Source organism: Streptomyces sp. NBC_01267 (genome assembly GCF_036241575.1).
In the GTDB taxonomy this organism is placed as follows: Bacteria; Actinomycetota; Actinomycetes; order Streptomycetales; family Streptomycetaceae; genus Streptomyces.
On the sequence record NZ_CP108455.1, the window covers coordinates 1,524,634 to 1,547,336 of the forward strand.

At 70.9% G+C, this 22,703-nt stretch carries 24 protein-coding genes; 11 read left to right on the plus strand and 13 right to left on the minus strand.

Translation table 11 applies throughout. The features are described from left to right. The first annotated feature begins 5 nt into the window (after positions 1-5). Positions 6-1,271 (plus strand): tyrosine--tRNA ligase, encoded by a 1,266-nt coding sequence (tyrS, locus tag OG709_RS07065; RefSeq protein ID WP_266643770.1) that lies wholly within the window; start codon positions 6-8, stop codon positions 1,269-1,271. A 72-nt stretch (positions 1,272-1,343) separates the two neighbouring features. On the opposite strand, the gene OG709_RS07070 is transcribed toward tyrS, so the two are convergent. Continuing rightward, complete coding sequence (locus OG709_RS07070) at positions 1,344-1,622, minus strand: GlsB/YeaQ/YmgE family stress response membrane protein (protein WP_250304010.1); 279 nt, start codon at positions 1,620-1,622, stop codon at positions 1,344-1,346. A gap of 211 nt (positions 1,623-1,833) precedes the next feature. Here OG709_RS07070 and OG709_RS07075 point away from each other — a divergent pair, with 211 nt between their 5' ends. Together OG709_RS07075 and OG709_RS07080 are read left to right on the plus strand one after the other, a co-directional pair. Continuing rightward, positions 1,834-2,208 (plus strand): DUF3099 domain-containing protein, encoded by a 375-nt coding sequence (locus OG709_RS07075; RefSeq protein WP_250304008.1) that lies wholly within the window; start codon positions 1,834-1,836, stop codon positions 2,206-2,208. A gap of 260 nt (positions 2,209-2,468) precedes the next feature. Next, positions 2,469-2,723, plus strand: coding sequence for a hypothetical protein (locus tag OG709_RS07080; RefSeq protein WP_374211341.1), 255 nt, complete (start codon positions 2,469-2,471; stop codon positions 2,721-2,723). A 172-nt stretch (positions 2,724-2,895) separates the two neighbouring features. On the opposite strand, the gene moaA is transcribed toward OG709_RS07080, so the two are convergent. The 3 genes from moaA to OG709_RS07095 all read right to left on the minus strand — a co-directional run bounded on the left by moaA (position 2,896) and on the right by OG709_RS07095 (position 6,042). Then, a complete protein-coding gene (gene moaA, locus OG709_RS07085; protein WP_250304004.1) occupies positions 2,896-3,885 on the minus strand; it encodes a GTP 3',8-cyclase MoaA in 990 nt (329 codons plus the stop codon). Between the two features lie 172 nt (positions 3,886-4,057). Beyond that, positions 4,058-5,680 carry a solute symporter family protein gene (locus OG709_RS07090; protein WP_250304002.1) on the minus strand — a complete coding sequence of 541 codons (1,623 nt, stop codon included), beginning with the start codon at positions 5,678-5,680 and terminating at the stop codon, positions 4,058-4,060. After that, complete coding sequence (locus OG709_RS07095) at positions 5,677-6,042, minus strand: DUF485 domain-containing protein (RefSeq protein WP_266643762.1); 366 nt, start codon at positions 6,040-6,042, stop codon at positions 5,677-5,679. Before OG709_RS07095 ends, OG709_RS07090 begins: the two co-directional genes overlap by 4 nt. 233 nt (positions 6,043-6,275) lie before the next feature. Between OG709_RS07095 and OG709_RS07100 the strand changes: the two genes are divergently transcribed. Continuing rightward, positions 6,276-7,796 carry a S8 family peptidase gene (locus OG709_RS07100; protein WP_266643761.1) on the plus strand — a complete coding sequence of 507 codons (1,521 nt, stop codon included), beginning with the start codon at positions 6,276-6,278 and terminating at the stop codon, positions 7,794-7,796. Between the two features lie 67 nt (positions 7,797-7,863). On the opposite strand, the gene OG709_RS07105 is transcribed toward OG709_RS07100, so the two are convergent. The 8 genes from OG709_RS07105 to OG709_RS07140 form a co-directional block, all read right to left on the minus strand. After that, a complete protein-coding gene (locus OG709_RS07105) occupies positions 7,864-8,904 on the minus strand; it encodes a zinc-dependent alcohol dehydrogenase family protein (RefSeq protein ID WP_266643759.1) in 1,041 nt (346 codons plus the stop codon). A 17-nt stretch (positions 8,905-8,921) separates the two neighbouring features. After that, on the minus strand, positions 8,922-9,641 hold the full coding sequence (locus OG709_RS07110; protein WP_250303993.1) for a lysoplasmalogenase: 720 nt from the start codon (positions 9,639-9,641) through the stop codon (positions 8,922-8,924). Between the two features lie 44 nt (positions 9,642-9,685). After that, positions 9,686-10,579: a sterol desaturase family protein gene (locus tag OG709_RS07115; RefSeq protein WP_250303992.1), complete on the minus strand. Its 894-nt coding sequence runs from the start codon at positions 10,577-10,579 to the stop codon at positions 9,686-9,688. Between the two features lie 189 nt (positions 10,580-10,768). After that, positions 10,769-11,479, minus strand: a complete 711-nt coding sequence (locus OG709_RS07120) for a VIT1/CCC1 transporter family protein (RefSeq protein WP_250303989.1) — start codon at positions 11,477-11,479, stop codon at positions 10,769-10,771. A gap of 61 nt (positions 11,480-11,540) precedes the next feature. After that, entirely contained in the window at positions 11,541-12,773 is a 1,233-nt protein-coding gene (locus OG709_RS07125; protein ID WP_266643749.1) for an amidohydrolase family protein, read from the minus strand. Then, a complete protein-coding gene (locus OG709_RS07130; protein WP_250303986.1) occupies positions 12,773-14,047 on the minus strand; it encodes an amidohydrolase family protein in 1,275 nt (424 codons plus the stop codon). The genes OG709_RS07125 and OG709_RS07130 overlap by 1 nt, the downstream gene beginning before the upstream one ends. Positions 14,048-14,207: 160 nt before the next feature. After that, positions 14,208-15,092, minus strand: coding sequence for an SDR family NAD(P)-dependent oxidoreductase (locus OG709_RS07135; RefSeq protein WP_250303984.1), 885 nt, complete (start codon positions 15,090-15,092; stop codon positions 14,208-14,210). Continuing rightward, positions 15,092-15,889, minus strand: coding sequence for an acetoacetate decarboxylase family protein (locus OG709_RS07140; RefSeq protein ID WP_266643747.1), 798 nt, complete (start codon positions 15,887-15,889; stop codon positions 15,092-15,094). The genes OG709_RS07135 and OG709_RS07140 overlap by 1 nt, the downstream gene beginning before the upstream one ends. A 90-nt stretch (positions 15,890-15,979) precedes the next feature. Between OG709_RS07140 and OG709_RS07145 the strand changes: the two genes are divergently transcribed. The 6 genes from OG709_RS07145 (at position 15,980) to OG709_RS07170 (ending at position 21,380) form a co-directional block, all read left to right on the plus strand. Next, entirely contained in the window at positions 15,980-16,597 is a 618-nt protein-coding gene (locus tag OG709_RS07145) for a TetR/AcrR family transcriptional regulator (protein ID WP_250303981.1), read from the plus strand. Positions 16,598-16,652: 55 nt separating this feature from the next. Further along, positions 16,653-17,636, plus strand: a complete 984-nt coding sequence (locus tag OG709_RS07150; protein WP_250303979.1) for a DEDDh family exonuclease — start codon at positions 16,653-16,655, stop codon at positions 17,634-17,636. A 64-nt stretch (positions 17,637-17,700) separates the two neighbouring features. Then, positions 17,701-17,934 (plus strand): hypothetical protein, encoded by a 234-nt coding sequence (locus tag OG709_RS07155; protein ID WP_250303977.1) that lies wholly within the window; start codon positions 17,701-17,703, stop codon positions 17,932-17,934. A gap of 67 nt (positions 17,935-18,001) precedes the next feature. Further along, a complete protein-coding gene (locus OG709_RS07160; protein WP_250303975.1) occupies positions 18,002-18,790 on the plus strand; it encodes an SURF1 family cytochrome oxidase biogenesis protein in 789 nt (262 codons plus the stop codon). Positions 18,791-18,820: 30 nt separating this feature from the next. Next, entirely contained in the window at positions 18,821-20,620 is a 1,800-nt protein-coding gene (locus OG709_RS07165) for a glycoside hydrolase family 15 protein (RefSeq protein WP_250303972.1), read from the plus strand. Between the two features lie 4 nt (positions 20,621-20,624). Then, the gene (locus tag OG709_RS07170) at positions 20,625-21,380 is read left to right on the plus strand and encodes an SDR family oxidoreductase (protein WP_329165281.1); all 756 of its coding nucleotides are present in this window, start codon (positions 20,625-20,627) and stop codon (positions 21,378-21,380) included. A gap of 23 nt (positions 21,381-21,403) precedes the next feature. Here OG709_RS07170 and OG709_RS07175 read toward each other — a convergent pair whose 3' ends face one another. Next, on the minus strand, positions 21,404-22,090 hold the full coding sequence (locus tag OG709_RS07175) for a hypothetical protein (protein ID WP_329165283.1): 687 nt from the start codon (positions 22,088-22,090) through the stop codon (positions 21,404-21,406). 94 nt (positions 22,091-22,184) lie between these two features. Between OG709_RS07175 and OG709_RS07180 the strand changes: the two genes are divergently transcribed. Next, a complete protein-coding gene (locus tag OG709_RS07180) occupies positions 22,185-22,676 on the plus strand; it encodes an Asp23/Gls24 family envelope stress response protein (protein ID WP_250303967.1) in 492 nt (163 codons plus the stop codon). The last annotated feature ends 27 nt before the right edge of the window (positions 22,677-22,703 follow it).

Genomic DNA, 22,703 nt, shown 5'->3' on the forward strand with positions numbered 1-22,703 from the left:
GACCCGTGACGGACATCGTCGACGAGCTGAAGTGGCGAGGGCTCTTCGCCCTCTCCACTGACGAGGACGCATTGCGCAAGACGCTCGCGGACGGTCCCGTCACGTTCTATTGCGGCTTCGACCCGACGGCGGCCAGCCTGCACGTGGGCCATCTCGTGCAGGTCCTCACCGTCCGCCGGCTCCAGCTGGCCGGACACCGGCCGCTGGCGCTGGTGGGCGGGGCGACCGGCCAGATCGGCGATCCCCGGCCGACCGCCGAACGCACGCTGAACGACCCGGAGACCGTCGCCAACTGGGTCGGGCGGCTGCGCGCCCAGATCGAGCCGTTCCTCTCCTTCGAGGGGGAGAACGCGGCCGTGATGGTCAACAACCTGGACTGGACGGCCGGGCTGTCCGCGATCGAGTTCCTGCGGGACATCGGCAAGCACTTCCGGGTGAACAAGATGCTCACCAAGGAGTCGGTCGCCCGCCGCCTGGAGTCCGAACAGGGCATCAGCTACACCGAGTTCAGCTACCAGCTGCTCCAGGGCATGGACTTCCTGGAGCTGTACCGGCGGTACGGCTGCACCCTCCAGCAGGGCGGCAGCGACCAGTGGGGCAACCTCACCGCGGGTATCGACCTGATCCACCGCCTGGAGCCGGACGCGTCGGTGCACGCGCTGGGCACCCCGCTGATGGTGAAGGCGGACGGCACCAAGTTCGGCAAGTCCGAGAGCGGGGCCGTCTGGCTCGACGCGGAGATGACGACGCCGTACGCCTTCTACCAGTTCTGGCTGAACGTGGACGACCGTGACGTCTCCACGTACAACCGCATTCTCAGCTTCAAGAGCCGCGCGGAGCTGGAGGAGCTGGAGCAGCTCACCGAGGAGCGTCCGCAGGCCCGCGCGGCCCAGCGTTCGCTGGCCGAGGAGCTGACGACGCTGGTGCACGGCGCCGAGCAGTGCGCGGCGGTCGTCGCCGCGTCGAAGGCGCTCTTCGGCCAGGGCGACCTCGCCGGGCTCGACGAGCGGACGCTGGGTGCCGCGCTCTCCGAGCTGCCGCACGTCCAGGTGGACGCGCTGGTCCCGGTGGTGGACCTGCTCGCCGAGACCGGCCTGGTCCCGAGCAAGTCCGCCGCACGGCGTGCCGTGAAGGAGGGCGGGGCGTACGTGAACAACGTGAAGGTGGCGGGCGAGGACGCCGTACCCGCCGCGGAGGATCTGCTGCACGGGCGCTGGCTGGTGCTGCGCCGGGGCAAGAAGAACCTGGCTGCGGTCGAGGTCAGGTCCTAGGAGAGGTCCTGGACCCCCGGACATACGCGGGAGGGGCGGCCGGTGCGTACCGGCCGTCCCTCCCGCGTTCGTTCAGCTCGGCTGTTTCCTGTTGCCCCGGACCGCGGCCCAGAGCTTGTCCCCGGCACCCACGACGATCACGGCCCCGATCAGCTGGAGCAGATGCCTGATCCAGTCGATGCCGTTGGTGTCGTTGACGCCGAGTCCGGTGGCGGCCCAGTTGCCCAGCACACTGCCCAGGATGCCGCACACCACGGTCAGCCACAGCGGGATCTGCTGCTTGCCCGGGATGATCGCCTTGGCGATCAGGCCGAGCACCAGCCCCACGATGACGGCCCACAACCAACTCATGTCGCCTCCTGGTGCGGCAGCTGTGTACGCATGACGCCCAGCATCGGCGCTTCGGCCATACGGCGCATGTCGGGCGGCGCCATCCGTGCCGCGCGTGCCGCCACCTGCCCGTGGCGGCGCGCCCCGGTCTCGATGGCGGCCCGGCCGCGGCGTAACGTTGTGCCGTCCGGTCCGGGGAGAGTCCGGCGCAGGAATCGGGTGGTGGGACGCGATGCGGAAGCAGAGCAGCGGTCAGGTCTTCCGGATCACGGGAGCGCGGCAGGGACTCGCGGAGGACGTCCGCGGCCGGCAACGGCGCTACATCATCTCGATGTCCGTGCGTACCGTCGCGGTCATCCTGACCGCGGCCCTCTGGAACGTGGAGCGGCCGGTCGCGATCGTGACCCTGGTGCTCGGCGCGTTCCTTCCGTACGTCGCCGTGGTGATCGCGAACGCGGGCCGGGAGAACGCCCCGGGGCTGCCCACGACGTTCGTCCCGGCGCCCTACCGGCCGGCGCTGGAGCCCTCGTCCGTGGTCCCGGGGGCGGAGGCCGCGGCCGATCCGTCCGCCACGGAGAGTGAGCGTCCGGCGCCTGAACAGAGCTGAAACGGGGCGGGATCCGCGCGGGCCGCAAAGCTCAAGAAAAGCTCAGATCAATCATGAAGTTCCGGTGCCGCATGCCCAGTGGCCCGTGACATACTTCGAAAGCGCTCCGCATCCCCCGTCGGAGCGACGGACCGACGCCGGGCAGCTCCCCCCGTGGCTGCTCGGCGTCGCCATTTCCGGGGCCTGTTACGCGGATTCGCGGAGTGACGAAGTCCGTACCGGCTCTCGTACGAGCCATGCTTTGGCCTAGGGTTGGGCGGGTGAACTCCCCCGAAACCGCCGGTTCCGCCCCTGTCTGTTCCGCCAAGGGCTGTCGTACCGACGCCGTCTGGGTACTGGCCTGGAACAACCCGAAGCTGCACACCCCCGAGCGCCGCAAGACCTGGCTCGCGTGCGAGGAACACCGGGAGCATCTCTCCCAGTTCCTCGGGGTGCGGGGCTTCCTGAAGGACGTGGTGGCCCTGAACGAGTGGGAACAGGACTCCGCCGACGGCCCCGGCCCGTCCAGGGCCTAGGCCGTGTTTTGAAAGTCCCGCCTGCGCCGCGGTGCCTGGCACGCACGCTCGCGGCGTTGCCGAAAAGTCCTAGTAGCTCCGCTACGAGGACTCTCCGGCGCCTTGCGATCGCACGCACCAGGCACCGCGGCGCCCGCCCTTCGGGCGGACGACGCTACTTTCAAAACACGGCCTAGCCGCCGATCGCCGACATCGGCCGGGCGGGCTGGAGGAAGGACGGGTCGTCCAGACCGGATCCGGCCTTCTTTCCCCACATCGCCAGCTTCCAGCGACGGGCGATCTCCTCGTCGGACGCCCCGGAGCGCAGCGCGCCCCGCAAGTCCGATTCCTCCCGGGCGAAGAGGCAGGTGCGCACCTGACCGTCGGCAGTGAGTCTGGTGCGGTCGCAGGCTCCGCAGAACGGCCGCGTGACGGAGGCGATGACCCCCACGCGGTGCGGTCCGCCGTCCACCACCCAGCGCTCGGCGGGGGCCGAACCGCGTGCGTCCGCGGCCTCCTCGGTGAGCAGGAAACGGGTGCGCAGCGACTCCAGGATGTCACCCGCTGTGATCATGCCGTCCCGCTTCCAGCCGTGCTGGGCGTCGAGCGGCATCTGCTCGATGAAGCGCAGCTCGTAGTCGTTCCGCACGGCCCAGGCGAGGAGTTCGGGAGCCTCGTCGTCGTTGAGTCCGGGCATCAGTACGGCGTTGACCTTCACCGGGGTGAGCCCGGCGGCGCCGGCGGCCTCCAGACCGTCCAGCACATCGCGGTGCCGGTCCCGGCGGGTGAGGGTCTTGAAGACGTCGGGGCGCAGGGTGTCGAGCGAGACGTTGACCCGGTCCAGGCCCGCTGCCGCGAGGGCTCGGGCGGTGCGCTTGAGGCCGATGCCGTTGGTGGTCAGCGACATCCGGGGGCGGGGCTCCAGGGCCGCGCACCGCTCGACGATGCCCACCAGCCCGGGGCGCAGCAGCGGTTCGCCGCCGGTGAACCGGACTTCGGTGATCCCGAGGCCGGTCACGGCGATACGGATCAGCCGGACGATCTCGTCGTCGGTGAGCAGATCCGGCTTCGCCAGCCACTGCAGCCCCTCTTCGGGCATGCAGTACGTGCACCGCAGATTGCAGCGGTCGGTGAGTGAAACGCGCAGGTCAGTGGCTACGCGGCCAAAGGTGTCGATAAGCACTGCGGCCCCCTTCCCACGAGGAATCCCTGCTGAAGAACTGTATGCAACCGAGCGTACGCGACCCCTGTGACAGCAACAGGGCCGATTACCACGAGGTACGGCGGGGCCGCGTCGTAGAGATCTACGACGCGGCCCCGGTCCGTACCGTCTCCGCCGTGCTCCGGCGACCGGCTCAGTGCGCTCCGAACCCGGTGAGGGACTTGACCTCCAGTTCCGCGTACTTGCCCTTGTCGGGCTCCTCCTTCGAGAGCAGCGAGCCCAGCCAGCCGAGCAGGAATCCCAGCGGGATCGAGATGAGGCCCGGGTTCTCCAGCGGGAACCAGTGGAAGTCCACGCCCTTGAACATCGAGGTGGGCTTTCCGGAGACGACCGGCGAGAAGAGCACCAGCACCACGGAGGAGACGAGCCCTCCGTAGATCGACCAGAGGGCGCCGCCGGTGGTGAACCTCTTCCAGAACAGGCTGTAGAGGAGAGTGGGCAGATTGGCGGAGGCGGCGACCGCGAAGGCGAGGGCGACCAGGCCCGCCACGTTCAGATCACGGGCGAAGGCACCGAGGACGATGGCGACGGCGCCGATCGCGACGGTGGCCCAGCGGGCCGCGCGCATCTCCTCCTTCTCGGTCGCCCTGCCCTTGCGGATGACGTTGGCGTAGATGTCGTGCGCGAACGACGACGAGGAGGCCAGGGTCAGTCCGGCGACCACCGCGAGGATGGTGGCGAAGGCGACCGCCGAGATCACCGCGAGCAGGATGGACCCTCCGGTGGAGTCGGCGCCGCCGCCGATCTCCAGGGCGGCCAGCGGTGCCGCGGTGTTGCCCGCCGGGTTGGAGGCGATGATGTCGGCGGGCTTGAGGAGGGCGGCGGCGCCGAACCCGAGCACGATCGTCATCAGGTAGAAGGCGCCGATGATGCCGATCGCCCAGTTCACCGACTTGCGGGCGGCCTTGGCCGTCGGCACGGTGTAGAAGCGGATCAGGATGTGCGGCAGGCCCGCGGTGCCGAGCACCAGCGCGATGCCGAGCGAGATGAAGTCCAGCTTGGTGGTGCCCGAGGTGCCGTACTTCAGGCCGGGTTCCAGGAAGGCCTTCCCCTTGCCACTGTTCGAGGCCGCGGAGCCGAGCAGGTCGGAGACGTTGAAGTGGAACTTCAGCAGGATCAGGAAGGTGATGAGGATGGTGCCCGCGATCAGCAGGACGGCCTTGACCATCTGCACCCAGGTGGTGCCCTTCATGCCACCGATGGTGACGTACACGATCATCAGGACGCCGACCAGCGCGACGATGGCGATCTTGCCCGCGTCGCTGGTGATGCCGAGCAGCAGGGAGACGAGCACTCCGGCGCCCGCCATCTGAGCCAGCAGATAGAAGATCGAGACGACGATGGTGGAGGCGCCCGCCGCGGTACGCACGGGGCGTTGGCGCATCCGGTACGCGAGGACGTCGCCCATCGTGTAGCGGCCCGAGTTGCGCAGCGGTTCGGCGACCAGCAGCAGGGCGACGAGCCAGGCGACCAGGAAGCCGATCGAGTAGAGGAAGCCGTCGTAGCCGAAGAGTGCGATGGCGCCCGCGATGCCGAGGAACGAGGCGGCCGACATGTAGTCGCCGGAGACGGCGAGTCCGTTCTGGAAGGCGGAGAACTGCCTGCCGCCCGCGTAGAAGTCCGCGGCGCTGCGGGTCTGGCGTCCGGCCCAGACGGTGATGACCAGGGTCGCGACGACGAAGACCGCGAAGAGCGTGATGATCAGCGGCCGGTGCTCGGTGGTGGCCGAGGCGGCGAGCTGGACTGCGGGGCTCATGCGTCGGCCTCCATACGGGACTTGATCGCGGCGCCCTTCGGGTCGAGCTTCGTCGCGGCGTGCCGCGAGTAGAGCCAGGCGATGAGGAACGTGGTGAGGAACTGGGCGAGACCGAGGACCAGGGCCACATTGATGTGGCCGAGGAGCGTGGTGCCCATGAAGCCGCCGGCGTAGCTCGACAGCAGGACGTACAGCAGGTACCAGGCGATGAAGCCGATGGTCAGCGGAAAGGCGAAGGAGCGGTGGGCGCGGCGCAGTTCGCCGAATTCCGCGCCCTCCTGCACCTCGACGTACTTCTCTGCCGTGGGCCGGGCCGGGCCGGGGCCCGTTCCGTCCGGGCGCTGCGGTGCATCGGTAGCCACGGATTCTCCTCGCGACGCGGTGTGGGTGGGGCCGGAGCGGCTGGGCTGTCGGGAGGCGGGTGGTGCGGGTCCCCCCGACAACGGCACGGAGCGCGCGGCGGCCCGGTTCAACGCTGGTTGATTCTTGACCGATTGATTGCTGTCCGCCGATGATCAGCGATAGTTTCGCTGGTCATGTACCGCCCAACTGCGTCCCGCAGCAGGGCGGCTGATACGGATGATGTGGAGAACCCATGGCTCATCTGGCATCCGGGCGGTGGCGCGCGGTCGCGCTGCCCGCCGGACTGGCACTCGTCGCTTCGCTCGGCTTCCTGCCGGGCACGGCCACCGCGGAGTCGGGGGGTGGCTCGGCGCACGCCACGGGCCCTGCACTCTCGTACGTGGTGAACACCAGAACCGACCACCGCACGCTGGACTCGGTGAGACAGGCGATCTCCCGGGCCGGCGGTTCGGTGGTGATGACGTACGACAAGATCGGCGTGATCGTCGCGCACTCGGCCGACCCGGACTTCGCGAAGAACGTCCGCGCGGTCAAGGGCGTCTCTTCGGCCGGTGCCACCCGCACCGCGCCGCTGCCCGCCGAGTCGACGACGGACGTCGGTACCCCGCTGAAGCTCACGGCGAAGCAGCTGAAGTCGCTGTCGGCGAAGGCGGCCTCCGGGGAGGACCCGCTGGAGCCGTTGCAGTGGGACCTGAAGGCGATCAAGGCCGACAAGGCGCACGAGAAGACTCTCGGCAGTTCCGAGGTGACGGTCGCGGTGATCGACACGGGCGTCGACGACACCCACCCGGACATCGCACCGAACTTCGACCGCAAGGCCTCCGTCAACTGTGTGACGGGCAAGCCCGACACCACGGACGGTGCCTGGCGGCCGACCGCCGAGGAGAGCCCGCACGGCACCCATGTGGCAGGTGAGATCGCGGGCGCGAAGAACGGCGTCGGCATCACCGGGGTCGCCCCCGGGGTGAAGGTGTCGGGCATCAAGGTGGGCACGACGGGCGGGTCCTTCTACACGGAGGCCGTCGTGTGCGGCTTCATGTGGGCCGCGGACCACGGGGTCGACGTGACCAACAACAGCTATTACACCGACCCGTGGTACTTCAACTGCAAGGACGACCCGGACCAGCGGGCCCTGGTCGACGCGGTCACCCGCGCCTCGCAGTACGCGGAGAAGAAGGGCACGGTCAATGTCGCAGCCGCGGGCAACGAGAGCTACGACCTCGCCTCGCACTCGATAACCGACCCGTCGAGCCCGAACGACGGCACCCCGGGGGACCGGACGGTGGACCCGTCCAAGTGCCTCGACATACCCACCGAGTTGCCGGGGGTCGTCACGGTCGCCGCGACGGGCGCCAAGAACCTGAAGTCGTCGTTCTCCAACTACGGCCGGGGAATCATCGACGTCGCGGCCCCCGGTGGTGACTCCACCGCCTACCAGGCCCCCGACGCGCCGGCGAACAACGGCCTGATCCTGGGCCCGGTCCCCGGCGGCGGCTGGGCCTACATGGCCGGTACGTCCATGGCGTCCCCGCATGTCGCGGGTGTCGCGGCGCTGATCAAGTCCACGCACCCGCACGCCTCGCCGCAGCTGGTCAAGGCGCTGCTGTCCGCCGAGGCGGACAAGCTGGCCTGCCCCGCGTCGTACGACATCGACGGTGACGGCACCGTCGACGCGGTCTGCCAGGGCGGCCGGGGTCACAACGGCTTCTACGGGTCCGGCCTGGTCAACGCCCTGAACGCGGTGACCTGGTAGCACCTCCGGTGGGGGCGGCCGGCCGCCCCCACCGACGGCCCGGCGGACCGGTCGAGGCCCGCCGGGCCTACTTGACGAGCACCTTGAGCGCGGTGCGCTCGTCCATCGCCCGGTAGCCGTCCGGAACACCGTCCAGGCCGACGGTCAGGTCGAAGACCGGCGAGGGGTCGATCGTGCCGTCCAGTACGTCGGGGAGCAGTTCGGGTATGTAGGTGCGGACGGGCGCGACGCCGCCGCGCAGCGCGATGTTGCGGTCGAACATGTCGCTGAGGTCCAGGCCGGTACCGCTGCCGTGCGGTACGCCGACGTAGCCGACGGCGCCGCCGTCGCGGGCGATGGCGACGGCCGTGCGCATCGACTGCTCGGTGCCGACGGCCTCGATCACGGCGTGGGCGCCCTGCCCGCGGGTCATGTCACGTACCGCGGCGACGGCCTCGTCACCGCGCGCCGCGACCACGTCCGTGGCGCCGAACGTCCTGGCGATGTCGGTACGCACCTGGTGCCGCCCCAGCGCGATGATCCGCTCGGCGCCGAGCCGCTTGGCGGCCAGCACGCCGCAGAGCCCGACGGCCCCGTCACCGACGACGGCGACCGTGCTGCCGGGGCGCACGCCCGCTCCGAGGGCCGCGTGGTGGCCGGTGCCCATGACGTCGGAGAGTGCGAGCAGCGCGGTCAGCAGGTGGTCGTCGGAGGCGGCGTCGGCCGGGAGCTTGACGAGTGTGGCGTCGGCGAAGGGCACCCTGACGGCTTCGCCCTGACCGCCGTCGGAGCCGACCGAACCCCAGAAGCCGCCCTGCGTGCAGGAGGTGGTGAGCCCTTCGGCGCAGTACTCGCACGTGCCGTCGGACCAGACGAAGGGGGCGACGACGAGGTCCCCGGCCGCGAAGCCGCTCACCCCGGAGCCCGCTTCCTCGACGATGCCGAGGAACTCGTGGCCGATCCTCTGACCGGGCTTACGGGCGGCAACACCGCGGTACGCCCACAGGTCGCTGCCGCAGATGCAGGCGCGCAGCACGCGGACGACCGCGTCGCCGGGCTGCTGGATCTCGGGGTCCGGCACCTCCTCCACCCGGATGTCGTGAGGGGCGTGGATGACGGTGGCGCGCATGGGGAAATCCTTGCTGGTCAGACAGATGTACGACTGTCACGGTACGCCGACGGCGGCGTGGCCCCGCACCGGAGTACCCCCGTGACCAGCAGGCACTGGGCCGCCAGATAGGTGGCCATGACCCAGAAGTCCGGCGCGGGCAGCTGCGGAAGGGAGGCGATACCGGTGGCGATCAGGGTGTCCGAGACCAGGAAGAGCGCCCCGCCGAGCGCGGCGTACCGGCCGAGCCCGCCCGCGCGGTACGCCATCGCGGTGAGCAGCAGCGAGTATCCCGCCACCGGGACGCGCAGCCCGGCGGGCAGGCCGGGCCAGAGAACGGCGATCGCGCAGCCGAGCGCGACGGCGTACGCCACGGCCGGCCCGGTACGCCTGGCACTCCCCCGGCCCGGAGGCGTACGACGGCGCCCGAAGAGCACCAGGTAGCAGAGGTGTCCCGCCGCGAAGGACGCCATTCCGGCGAGAAAGGCGGGGTCCGCGTCGATGAGGAGCAGGGTGTCGCCGCCCCAGCCGAAGAGCAGCGCGGCGAGCAGCGGACGGGGGGCGCCGCGGGCGTACGCATGGGCCGCGAGGAGCGGCATCAGCAGCGGCTTGGCGACGGTGTGAGCGGTGGGCCAGTGGGCGAGAACGGCGACGAGGTCGACGAGCGCCACGAGCACGAAGACGAGCAGCAGCAGCCGGGCCGCCCTGCTCTGCGCCACCGGCTCCGGCACCTGACCCGGCACCACCTGTTCAGGCATCTCCCGTTCCGGTGTCACCGGCTTCGGCACCGCCGGATCCGTCGTCACGCGATCCGCTCGGCTGCCGTCGCCTCGTGAACGGTCCCGGCGCCGGGTGCGGGGGAGCGTCCCGCCGGCTGCCAGCCGGGCCCGCCGAAGATCCGCCCGGCGCGCTCGTGCCAGCTGTCGGCCGCCCGGACGTCCCGGGCGATCGCCGCGTACTCGTGGGTCGCGACACGCAGCGGGTTGTAGGTCGCGATGTTCTTGGTCAGCCCGAAGACGGGCCGCTCGCCCTCGCCCGTGAAGGACCGGAACAGCCGGTCCCAGACGATCAGGATGCCGCCGAAGTTACGGTCCAGGTAGCCGCCCTGGGAGGCATGGTGCACCCGGTGGTGGGAGGGCGTGTTGAGCACGTACTCGAAGGGGCGCGGCAGCGTGCCGACCCGTTCGGTGTGTACCCAGAACTGGTAGACGAGGTTGACGGAGGAGCAGAACGCGAGGGCCGCGGGATGCACGCCGAGGGCGATCAGCGGGACGTAGAACGGCCAGACGGTCAGCGTGGTCCAGGGCTGGCGCAGCGCGGTCGTGAAGTTGAACTTGCGGCTGGAGTGGTGGACCACGTGGCAGGCCCACAGGATGCGGACGACGTGGTGGCCGCGGTGCGACCAGTAGTAGAAGAAGTCCTGCCCGAGCAGCATCAGGAGGACCGTCCACCACAGCACCGGGATGCGCAGCGGGGTCAGTTCGTACACCGCGGTGTAGACGGCGACGATCGGGATCTTCCAGAGGGCGTCGAAGACCAGACTGCCGAGACCCATGCCGACGCTGGTGGCGGCGTCCTTGGTCTCGTACCCGGCGGCCTCCTCGTCCGGGTGGAACCGGTAACTCACCATCTCCACGACGGTGAGCAGGACGAAAGCCGGTACGGACCACAGCACGACATCAGGCAGGTTCGGCATGCCAGCACGGTACGGCCGGGCGATCGGCTGCGGCTAGATGTTGTTACTGACAAGTATGCGAGACGATCTGTCAGCGAGTTTTGGTGACTTCCGCCAATGCCACTGCCGATACGGCTGCCGATACCACTGCTGGTACCGCTGCCGGTAGGGGCGCCGACGCGCCCTCCGGAGCGCCCCGGCCGCCGGGGCTCAGACCCCGGCCGCCCCCAGCAGCGCACCGGCCGCGTAGGTCACCGCCATGGCCAGCGCTCCCCCGGCGACGTTCCGCACCACCGCCGCACGCACCGGAGCCGCCCCCGAGCGGGCGCTCCACCACCCGGTCAGGATCAGCGCCGCCAGGACCGAGAGCACCGTGACGTACAGCCGCAGGGACGCGGGCGGCAGGACGATCGCCAGCAGCGGGAGCAGCGCGCCCACCGTGAAGGCGAGGAAACTGGCTCCCCCCGCCTGCCAGGGGCTGGTGAGGTCGTCGGGGTCGATGCCCAGTTCCACCTCGGCGTGGGCGCGCAGGGCGTCCCGCTCGGTCAGCTGCTCGGCGGCTTCGCGGGCCAGTTCGGCGGAGAGCCCCTTGCCCTCCAACAGCCCGGCCAGCTCGGCGAGTTCGGCCTCCGGGGTCTCGCGCAGCTCGCGCCTCTCCTGGGCCAGGGCGGCCTTCTCGGAGTCGCGCTGGGTGGAGACCGAGACGTACTCCCCCGCCGCCATCGACATCGATCCGGCGAGCAGTCCGGAGAGTCCGGCGGTGAGCAGCGCGGCGCGCGAGTCGGTGGCACCGGCGACGCCGACGACGATGCCCGCGGTGGAGACGACACCGTCGTTGGCGCCGAGCACGGCGGCCCGGAGCCAGTTGAGGCGGGCCCCGATGCCGCCGCCGTGGGCCTCGTCGTGGGTCTGATCAGTCACCCAGGGAGGGTCTCACCCGCTCCCGCCGGGGATCCGCACCGACCCGCTCGGACCCCGCGTCTCACCACACCCGGACCGACCCTCCGCGGGCGAAGGCCGGGCTCGTGGCGTCCGCCGGGACCTCCGTCAGCGGCTCGGCGACCTCGGCCACGGTCGGCCCCGTCTTCGCGGCGACGGGATCGAGCAGGGCGAGGTCGAAGCCGTACACCCGGGCGGCGTTGCCGCCCACCATGGCGGCCACCTCCTCGCGCGGGAGCCCCGCGTAGGCGATCCGCAGACCCTCGCGGGTGTAGGGATGAGTGCCTTCGTCGTGCGGGTAGTCGCTGCCCCACATGATCTTGTCCAGGCCGATCTGCTCCCGCAGCGGCACCTCGTGCGGACGCATGAAGCTCGCACCGACGAAGCAGTTGTCGCGCCAGACCTCGCTGGGCCCGCCGCCCATCGAAGTAGCGAGCCCCGCACCGAACTTGGACTCGGCGGTGGCCGCCTTCGAGGCCGCCGAGACCAGTCGGCCGTGGTAGTAGTCCAGCATGTCGAGGACCCGCGGGATCCAGCCGGAGCCCTGTTCGGTGAGGACGAGCCGGAGGCCGGGGTGCCGCCGGAAGGCCCCGCCGAAGATCAGATGCCAGAGGGCGCGGTGCGAGAACCAGGTGGTCTCGACCATGAAGACGGCCCGCGCGGCGGGTTCGTCGCCCAGCGGCGGGGAGGCCGAGCCGCCGTGGTGGTTGACCGGGACTCCCAGCTCCTCGCAGACCGCCCAGAGCGGGTCGTACGTCTGCGAGTACAGCTCGGGCACCCCGGAGCCCGGCGGGGCGCCGGGCAGCAGGATCCCGCCGGTGAGGCCCGCCGCCCGGGTGCGACGCACCTCCCGTACGGCCTCCCCGACATCGTTGAGGAGGATCTGGGCGACGCCCGCCCGCCGTCCCGGCGCCTGCGCGCAGAAGTCGGCGAGCCAGCGGTTGTGGGCGCGCAGCCCGGCCCAGCGCTGCGCGTACTCCTCCTTCGACGGCGCCGGGGCCATCAGCGAGGCGCTCGGGAAGAACGGCGGAATGGTGTTGGGGAAGACGACCTCCGCCACGATGCCGTCCGCTTCGAGTTCGGCGAGCCGGCGGGCGGAGTTCCAGTTGCGGTCGGCGGTGTCGGCGACGAGGTCCTCGTACGGATTGACGTACGTGGCCGCCCAGGCGTCGAAGTCCTCGTGGTGGCGCTTCTCCAGGTACGGCTTGTAGTCCAGCAGGTCGGCGCCGGCGTGGCAGTCGGCCGAGATGACGGTGTAGCGGTCCACCGGGGACATCACAGGACCCCTGTCTGCGGGAATTCATGGCCGGTGAGCCAGTGGCGGCCCACCTCACGGGACTTCGCCCAGGCGGCCTCGACGGCTGTCTGGTCGGCCGGCTGGCCCAGCTCGTCCGGGGTGGGGCCGATCCGCCGGGCGATCGGCTCCAGCGCCTTCGTGTCGAAGCCGAAGACATCGGCTGCCGCCAGGCCCAGCATGCGCCGGGTCTCGTCGACCGGAATGTCGTGGAAGGTGTTCCGCAGCCACTCACGGGTCCGCGGCCAGGTGCCCTCGGGGTGCGGGAAGTCGCTGCCCCAGAGGATGTTGTCGACGCCGATCTCGTAACGCAGGGCGAGCTCGCGGCGTTTGGTGTTGGTGGCACAGATGAAGACCTGACGGTCCAGGTATTCGCTCGGCGGGCGCTGCAGCTCGGCGAACGGGGAGAGCTTCTTCCCGCCGTGCGCGCCCAGGTAGAGGCGGTCCATGAACCAGAGCTGATTGGGCAGCCACCAGCAACCGGACTCGGCGATGCCGAACTTCAGCCCGGGGTGGCGCTCGAACACACCTGACCAGAGCAGGAACCAGAGCGGGCGGGACGGCCACCAGGTCACCTCGCTCACGTAGATGCCCAGGTGGTCACCGTACTCATGGCGTGGCGCGGCGCCCGAGTGGGTGACGACCGGCATGCCCGTCTCGGCGGCGGCTGCCCACACGGGGTCGTAACGCCGGTCGTGGTAGGGCGCCTTGTCCACCCACATGGCGGGGATCATCAGCGCGCCGAGCCCGGATTCCTTCGCCCGGTACACCTCGGCGACGACCCGGTCCACCTCGCCCGTGATGGGCAGGAGCGCGACCCCGCAGTGCCGTTCGGGGTGCTCTCCGACGAACTCGGCCAGCCAGCGGTTGTGCGCCTGCGCACCGGCCATCCCGAGGTCGGGGTCCTGGTCCCCGGAGAGCCCGAGGCCGACCCCGAAGGGTGCCGCGGTCCGGCTGTCCACGGCGTCCGCGTCGGGGAAGACGACCTCGGCCGCCACTCCGTCGCCGTCGAGCTCCTTGAGGCGCCGGCCGGTGTCCCAACCGCCTTTCAGTCCCTCCTCGTTGTCCGTGAACCACTGGGCGGCGAAGGCCTCGTTGCGCACCCCCAGCCGGGTCATCTCCGCGCGGCGGGCGTCGCGCTCGCCGAGGAAGCCGTCGAAGGCACGGTGGAAGCGCGGGTCCAGATACGGCCGGTACTGCTCGGTCGGCAGACCGGCGTGGCAGTCGGAGGAGATGATCAGGTACGGGTCTGTCATCGCTGACTCCTCGGTCGGGTACGGAAGGGATCAGTCGGCGCGGATCAGTCGGCACGGGTCGGCCGGGGACGGATCAGTCGGTGCGGGTCGGCCGGGGACGGATCAGTCGGCGCGGCTCGGCCAGGGACGGATCAGCCGGTGCGGGTCGGCCGGGGACGGGTCAGTCGAGTACGAAGTTCTCCAGGTACGACGGGGCGGCCCGGTCGAGCATCGACTGCGCGCGCCTCCTGATCTGCAGGTCGCTGTGCTCGCTCTCCGGCAGCAGCCAGAACCGCTCGGCCTCGATCCCCTCGGCGACCAGCTCGGCAACCTCCTCGACCGGGGTGAACCGCACCTCCTGCCCGGAGTCCTTCATCGCGGACTCCCACTGGTCGAGACTGCGGTAGGGGGTCCTGCGGGGCCGCTCCTTCGCGTACCGCTCGGGCCGGTTGCGGTGCGACTCCCACAGCCCGGTACGGAGCATGTGCGGCCCGGGGAAGAGCACGGACGCTCCGACCCGCACGCCCTCCGCCCTGAGGTGTGCGTACAGCGATTCGGTCATCGTGACCACCGCCGACTTGGTGACGGCGTACACGGAGGCGGTCGGCAGCGGGGCGATACCGCCGTCGCCCGACGAGGTGTTGACGACATGGCCGGGTTCGCCGGAGGCGATCATCTTCGGGACGAAGGCCTGGATGCCGTGGAAGACGCCCCACACGTTGACGGCGAAGGCCCACTTCCAGTCGTTGGGATCGTGCTCCCACATGCGGCCCTCCGCACCGGAGCCGACACCCGCGTTGTTGCACAGCACATGGACGGCGCCGAAGGTCCCGTACACCGCGTCGGCGAGCGCCAGTACCTCGTCACGCTCACCGACATCGACGACGCGGGCCAGTACCTGTGCGCCCTCGGCGCGCAGTTCCTCCGCGGCGCTGTCCAGCGCCGCCGCCTCCACATCGGCGAGTACGACCTTCAGCCCACCGGCGGCGAACTTCCGTGCCATGGCGAGGCCGATGCCGCTCGCGGCGCCCGTGACGACGGCCACCCGGCCCGGTTCCAGCCGCATCAGACGCTCCCTTCCGGCGGGCCGTCGAGGATCTGCTGGGGATCGTCGTAACGCTGGTGGATGTACGGCAGCAGGGCCTGCGCGTCCACCGGCCCGACGACCCGGCCCCGCTGGTCGGTGGTCTTCTCACCGATGGTGAGTTCGACGACACGGCGTACGGGGAGGTCCGCGACCGGGTCGTACGCCGACTCGCGCAGCAGCACCTCGCCGGAGATCTCCTCCAGCCTGCGGACCTTCTCGTGGCGCGTGCAGTGGACGAGCACGGGTTCCGTGTCGAAGCCCTGACCGTCCACCGCGGGAAGGAACTTGAAGTAGAAGTCGACCTTCTCGCGCGGTCCGGGCAGCGGGAGGGGGCCTGTCACCTCGCCCCGCACCTCCACGAAGGCGATGCCGTGCCGGGCGAGCACCGCGCGCACGGTCGCGCCGTCCCGCTCGACGGTGACCTCACCCAGTTTCTTCGGCTCGCCGAAGACCTCGCGCCCGCCGGTCAGGGCGCGCTCATGGGTCATCGGCATGACGAGCGGATACCAGCCCTCCACCCCCTCGTGGACGGCGGCGACCGCCACCGAGCCCGCACCGAGCGGATAACCCGGCAGATCGACCTTGCTGATGTTGGCCCGGACGAGCGGCCGTCCGGCCGGGCCGAGCGGCGGCGGCAGCACCGCTGCCACCGCGTCGGGGTCGCTCTCCCAGACCGCCACCACCCCGGTGGACCAGATGTCGGGAAGCCTGGAACTCGCTGCGCGGGCGGCCGAGATCTCTTCGCCGGTGCGCGCGCCGTACCGTACGCGTGCCATGTCGTCACCTTTCGCAGGTAGCCTGTAACACAGTTACAGCAGAGCCCGTGAAGGGTAAAGAGCCATGCAGGAAAGGAAGTCGAGAGTCCCGTGCCACGACCTTCGCTGACCCGCGAGGAGATCCTGACCGCTGCGGCGGAGCTGGTGAAGGAGCAGGGACCGCGCGCCCTGTCCATGCGCAAACTCGCCGCCGAACTCGGCACCGCGGTCACCTCGATCTACTGGCACATCGGCAATCGCGAGTCGCTGCTGGACGCCCTCGTCGAACGCACCGTGCGGGAACTCGGCGAGATAACCCCGCACGGCAGCACACCCGCGGACCGGGTCGTGTCGGTGGCGAGAACGCTGCGCAAGGAGCTGCGCGGACGCCCGCACCTGATCGCGATGGTCCATGAACGCGGCCTGACGGAACGGATGTTCCTCCCCGCACAGCAGGCGCTCGTGCATGAGGTGCACGCGGCCGGGCTGCGCGGGGCGCGCGCCGCCGACGCGGTACGGGCCGTGCAGTTCCAGACCGTCGGTTTCGTACTGGTCGAGCGCAACCGCGAGCGCTCACCCGCCCAGCACCCCGGCGAGGAGGAGCTCTGGGACACTCCGGCCGCGGAGCACGACCCGGCCCTGGCGCGCGCGCTGGCCGGACCGGCCGACCCCGAACACCTCTTCACCCTCTCGGTCACTGCCCTGGTGCAGAGCCTGTTCGCGCCCTGAGCGGCGGCCGGGGACCCCGGGATTCCCAGGTTGTCGGTCGGGGCCCGTATTCTCTGTGACCATGCTCGACGACCGCCAGACAACAGCGACAGCATGGCCGACCGCTTACCCGCAGGGATACGCGGTCGTCGACGTGGAGACCACCGGCCTCGCCCGCGACGACCGGATAATCTCCGCTGCCGTCTACCGGCTCGACGCCCGCGGAAACGTCGAGGACCACTGGTACACGCTGGTCAATCCGGAGCGGGACCCCGGGCCCGTCTGGATCCACGGTCTGACCAGTGACGTCCTGGAGAGCGCCCCGCTCTTCCCGGAGATCGCGGCCGAGTTCGCCGAACGGCTCGACGGCCGGGTCCTGGTGGCGCACAACGCCATCTTCGACTGGCAGATGATCGCCAGGGAGTACGCACGCGCGCAGCGCACCGCCCCGGTCCGCCAGCGGCTGTGCACCATCGCGCTCTCCAAGGAGCTGGCGCTCCCGCTGCCCAACCACAAGCTGGAGTCGCTCGCCGCGCACTTCGGCGTCGTACAGGAACACGCGCACCACGCCCTCGACGACGCCCGGGTGCTCGCCGAGGCCTTCCGTCCGAGTCTGCACGCGGCGGCCCGGGACGGGGTGCGGCTGCCGCTCCTGGAGTGCCTGCCGCTCACCGAGTGGTCGGACGCCCCGCCGGCGCCGCGCGTCGGGTACCAGGCCTCGTACCGGCAGGGCAACTGGCGCCCCTCCCGGAAGCGTCCGGTCTGTCCCTATCCGAATCCGGGCCGGTACGAGCCGGGGAAACCGCTGTTGCAGGGCATGCGGGTGGCGTTCTCCGGCGACACCTCGGTCGACCGCGAGCTGCTGGAGGACCGGGCGGCCGAGGCCGGGCTGCACGTGGCGACGAGCCTGTCCCGGCTGACCAGCCTGCTCGTCACCAACGACCCGGATTCCGCCACGTCGAAGACGGTCAAGGCGAAGTCGTTCGGCACCCCGGTCGTGGACGAGGCCGCGTTCACGCAACTGCTGCGCGATGTCACACCGGCCCCGGCAGACGGGTGATTGACGGGCGACTCGCCCGCCGTCCGCTCGCCCGCCGCCGCTCCGCCGTCCCACCCTGTGGCGCATGGCACGTTGCGAGGTATGCGGAAACGACTACGGCATGTCGTTCGAGGTGCACGCGCAGGGCGCGATTCACGTCTTCGACTGCTTCTCCTGCGCCATTCACCGCATGGCGCCCATCTGTGAACACTGCCGCGTCCGGGTCATCGGCCAGGGCGTGGAGGTCGACGGCCAGTGGTACTGCGGCGGGCACTGCGCCCGCGCGGAGGGGAAGGTGGGGATCGTCGACAAGGTCTGAGGTCCGGTTCGGCCCCCGACGGGACCCCCCGTCCGGGGGCCTTCACCTGAGGGGTACCTTCAAAGGCGTGTACCGCTTCCTGTTGACCCGGCAGTGGGTGATCCTCACCCTTGTCGCCCTCGTCCTCATGCCGACGATGATCAAGTTGGGCTTCTGGCAGCTGCACCGCCACCAGCACAAGGTCGCACAGAACGCCCTCATCGGCGAGAACCTCAAGGCGACCCCCGTACCCGTCGAGGACCTCACCGCTCCGGGGCACACCGTCCCGCACGACGAGTACTGGCGCCAGGTGACCGCGACCGGTCACTTCGACACCGCGGACGAGGTCGTCGTACGGCGCAGGACCTCGTCCGACGGCACCGTCGGCTACCACGTCCTGACCCCGTTCGTCCTGACGAACGGCAAGACGGTGCTGATCAACCGCGGCTGGATCCCCGACAACGGCAGCCAGATGACCCTCCCCAAGATCCCCGCCGCCCCCAAGGGCGACCTGACGGTGACCGGTCGGCTGATGGCCGATCAGACGACCGCGGCCAGCGGGATCAGGAACGTCAAGGGGCTCCCGCCACGCCAGGTGATGCTGATCAGCAGCGCCCAGCAGGCGAAGGCGCTGGGCAGACCGGTCCTCGGCGGGTACATCGAGCAGACCGCGCCCGAGCCCAGGGGCGACTCCCCCGAGCTGATCCCGACGCCCGAACACTCGGACATCGGTCCGCACATGGCGTACGCCGTCCAGTGGTGGCTGTTCACCGCCGGAGTGCCCATCGGATGGGTGGTTCTCGTACGGCGTGAAAAGCGCGACCGGACCGCTGCCGGGGCGAAGAGCGCGCCGGAACCGGTACCGGCAGCCGCTTAGCCCGGCCCGCTCCAGGGAACACGCGAGAGCGTGACCCAATGTATCGAGGACTACGCCCTCATCGGCGATCTGCAGACGGCGGCCCTGGTCGGCAGGGACGGCTCCATCGACTGGCTGTGCCTGCCGCGCTTCGACTCCGGTGCCTGTTTCGCCTCCCTGCTCGGGGACGACGAGAACGGCCACTGGCGCATCGCCCCGACGGGCGCGGGCAACTGCACACGGCGGAGCTACGTGGGGGACTCCCTCGTGCTGGAATCGGTCTGGGAGACACCGACCGGCACCGTCAAGATCACTGACTTCATGCCGCAGCGCGACACCGCACCCGACATCATGCGGATCATCGAGGGTGTCTCCGGCGAGGTGGCCATGTCCGGGACGCTGCGGCTGCGCTTCGACTACGGGTCGGTCGTGCCCTGGATGCGCCGGGCGGACGGACACCGGGTCGCGGTGGCGGGTCCCGACTCCGTGTGGCTGCGCAGCGAGCCCGAGGTGAAGACCTGGGGCCACCACTTCTCCACCTGCTCGTCGTTCACTGTCGCCGAGGGCGAGAAGGTGGCGTTCGTGCTCACCTGGCACCCCTCGCACGACCCCCGGCCGGCGCTCACCGACCCGCACGAGGCGCTGGAGAGCTCCCTGGCCGACTGGGAGGAGTGGTCGGCGCGCTGCCGGTACCGGGGGCCGTACCGCGAGGCCGTCATCCGCTCGCTGATCACGCTCAAGGCGCTCACTTTCGGCCCGACCGGCGGGATCGTCGCCGCTCCGACCACTTCGCTCCCGGAGGAGATCGGGGGCGTGCGCAACTGGGACTACCGGTTCTGCTGGCTGCGCGACTCCACCCTCACCCTGGGCGCGCTGCTCGCCTGCGGCTATCTCGACGAGGCGGCCGACTGGCGGGACTGGCTGCTGCGCGCGGTCGCGGGCAGCCCCGGCGATCTGCAGATCATGTACGGCCTCTCGGGCGAGCGGCGGCTGCCCGAGACCGAGCTGGGCTGGCTGCGCGGCCACCGGGGTTCCGCACCGGTACGGACCGGGAACGGCGCGGTCGACCAGGTCCAGCTCGATGTGTACGGGGAGGTCATCGACTCGCTGCACCTGGCCCGCACCTCCGGTCTCGTCAACAAGCCGCACGCCTGGAACGTCCAGCTGAGCCTCCTCGGCTTCCTGGAGACCCGCTGGCGCGAGCCCGACGAAGGGCTCTGGGAAGTACGCGGACCGCGCCGCCACTTCGTGCACTCCAAGGTGATGGCGTGGGTGGCCGCCGACCGCGCCGTACGCACCCTGGAGGACGAGCCGCGGGCGCGCGGCGACGTGGAGCGGTGGCGGCGGATGCGCGACGAGGTGCACCAGGAGGTGTGCGACAAGGGCTTCGATCCGGTGCGCAACACCTTCACCCAGTCGTACGGTTCCAAGGAGCTGGACGCGGCGACGCTGCTCATCCCCCAGGTCGGCTTCCTGCCGCCGGACGACCCGCGGGTCATCGGCACGGTCGACGCCGTGCGCGAGGAGCTGAGCCACGACGGTCTGGTGCGCCGCTACAGCACCGGGGGCCCTGCGGTCGACGGGCTGCCCGGCAGCGAAGGCACCTTCCTGGTCTGCTCGTTCTGGCTGGCCGACGCGCTCCGGCTGACCGGCCGGGTCGCCGAGGCCGAGTGTCTCTTCGAGAAGCTGCTGGCACTGCGCAACGACGTGGGCCTGCTCGCCGAGGAGTACGACCCGGCGGCGGGCCGGCAGCTCGGGAACTTCCCGCAGGCGTTCAGCCACATCGGTCTGGTGAACACCGCTCTGGCACTGGCCCGCGCGCAGGGGGCGCCCGAGGAGGATGCAGGATAGGTGCATGGATCTTGGACTGAAGGACCGCGTCTACATCGTCACCGGCGCCACCAGGGGACTGGGGTTCGCCTCCGCCCGGGAACTGGCGGCCGACGGCGCGAAGGTGATCGTCACGGGACGGGAGGCGGAGTCCGCGGAGGCCGCGGCGGCCGAGCTGGGCCCGAACGCGCTCGGAGTGGCCGCGGACAACAGCGACCCCGCTGCCGCCGCGCGGCTGATCGCCACGGCGCGCGAGCACTTCGGCCGCTTCGACGGAATCCTGATCAGCGTCGGCGGTCCGGCCCCCGGCTCGGCGGCCGACAACACCGACGAGCAGTGGCGTACCGCGTTCGAGACGGTCTTCCTCGGCGCGGTGCGGCTGGCCCGTACGGCGGCGGCCGAGCTCTCCGAAGGCGGAGTCATCGGCTTCGTGCTCTCCGCCTCGGTGCACGAGCCGATCGGCGGGCTGACGATCTCCAACGGCCTGCGCCCCGGCCTGGCGGGCTTCGCGAAGTCGCTCGCGGACGAACTGGGCCCGCGCGGCATCCGGGTGGTCGGACTGCTGCCCGGCCGGATCGACACGGACCGGGTCCGGCAGCTGGACGCCCTCGGCGGCGACGCGGAGGCGGCCCGGACGCGCGGTGAGGCGGGGATTCCGCTACGGCGGTACGGGAAGCCCGAGGAGTTCGGCAGGACGGCCGCGTTCCTGCTGTCGCCGGGGGCCTCCTATCTCACCGGCGTGATGCTGCCGGTCGACGGAGGCGCCCGGCACGGTTTCTGAACACCCGCCGGAACAGGCCGCGTTCAGGGCAGTTCCACCGCGGTGACCAGTACCGTCACGGAGGGCCCGCCGTCGGCGGCGCGGGCGGCGGCGGCCCGGACGGCCGCGGCGACGTCCAGCGCCCGGTGACCCGGCGCCACGGCGATCTCGACCCGTACGTGGCCGTCCCCGCTGTGCACGGCCGCCCCCAGCGCCCCGGTGAGGTGGGCGACCCCGGGGACGGCCGCCGCGGCCTCCGCCACAGGACCGCGTACCGCTGCCAATCGCCTGTCCGGCCCAACCCGGGCCGACGGATCCCGCGGAGCGTCGAGCAGGCCGGTCACCCGCACGTCCACCTCGGTGACAGCGAGGCCGAGCAGGTCCGCGGCGGCGGCGAACAGCGCGTCACGCAGGCCGTCGACCGCGGCGGGCAGCGACTCTCCCCCGGTCGTCCCCTCGGCCTCCGCCTCGATCCGCAGCGGACCCGGCGGCAGGGCGCTCGGCGGCGGCGGGACCTGCGGCACCGTGTCCGGCCCGGGGTCGGCCAGGGCGATCCGCAGCTTGCCGAGGGCCATCCCTGACACACCGTCCGCGGCCCGCCGCAGCACGGCGGCAGCGGCCTGTTCGGCGATCCACGCCCCGTCGTGGGCACCGCCCAGCGGCAGCAGCCTGCCGAGGGCGAGCCGACTGCGTACCGCCGCTGTCCAACCGTCGTCTCCGTCACCCGTCATGTCTCCACCCTGCCGCATTCCCGGCGCGGAATCGGGCAAGCGCACATAACGTGGGCACCGGAATCCGCTACCGCTCGGAAAGGGACGTACGGCGATGAGCGACACCGCACAGCAGAACCAGTCCGAGACCCCCGGGAGGGGGCAGGCCGGCCAGGAGCCCCGCAGGACGGACGTGACGAAACGTGGTGGCGGCAGCCCCGCTTCGCGCGGGCGCACCACCATCGCCGACGGTGTGGTGGAGAAGATCGCGGGCCTCGCAGCCCGTGACGTCTCCGGTGTCCACGCGATGGGCAGCGGTCTCTCGCGCACCTTCGGTGCCATGCGCGACCGGGTCCCGGGCGGTACCAAGTCCGTGTCCCGGGGGGTGAAGGCCGAGGTCGGTGAAGTCCAGACGGCTCTCGATCTGGAGATCGTCGTCGACTACGGCGTCTCGATCGCGGAGGTCGCACGCGAGGTACGCGAGTACGTCATCTCGGCCGTCGAACGGATGACGGGCCTGGAGGTGGTGGAGGTCAACATCGCGGTGAGCGATGTGAAGCTGCCCGACGAGGAGGACGACGAAGAGCCGGAGTCCCGCCTTCAGTAGGGCCCAACCCCGGTCGGTCTAAGGAGT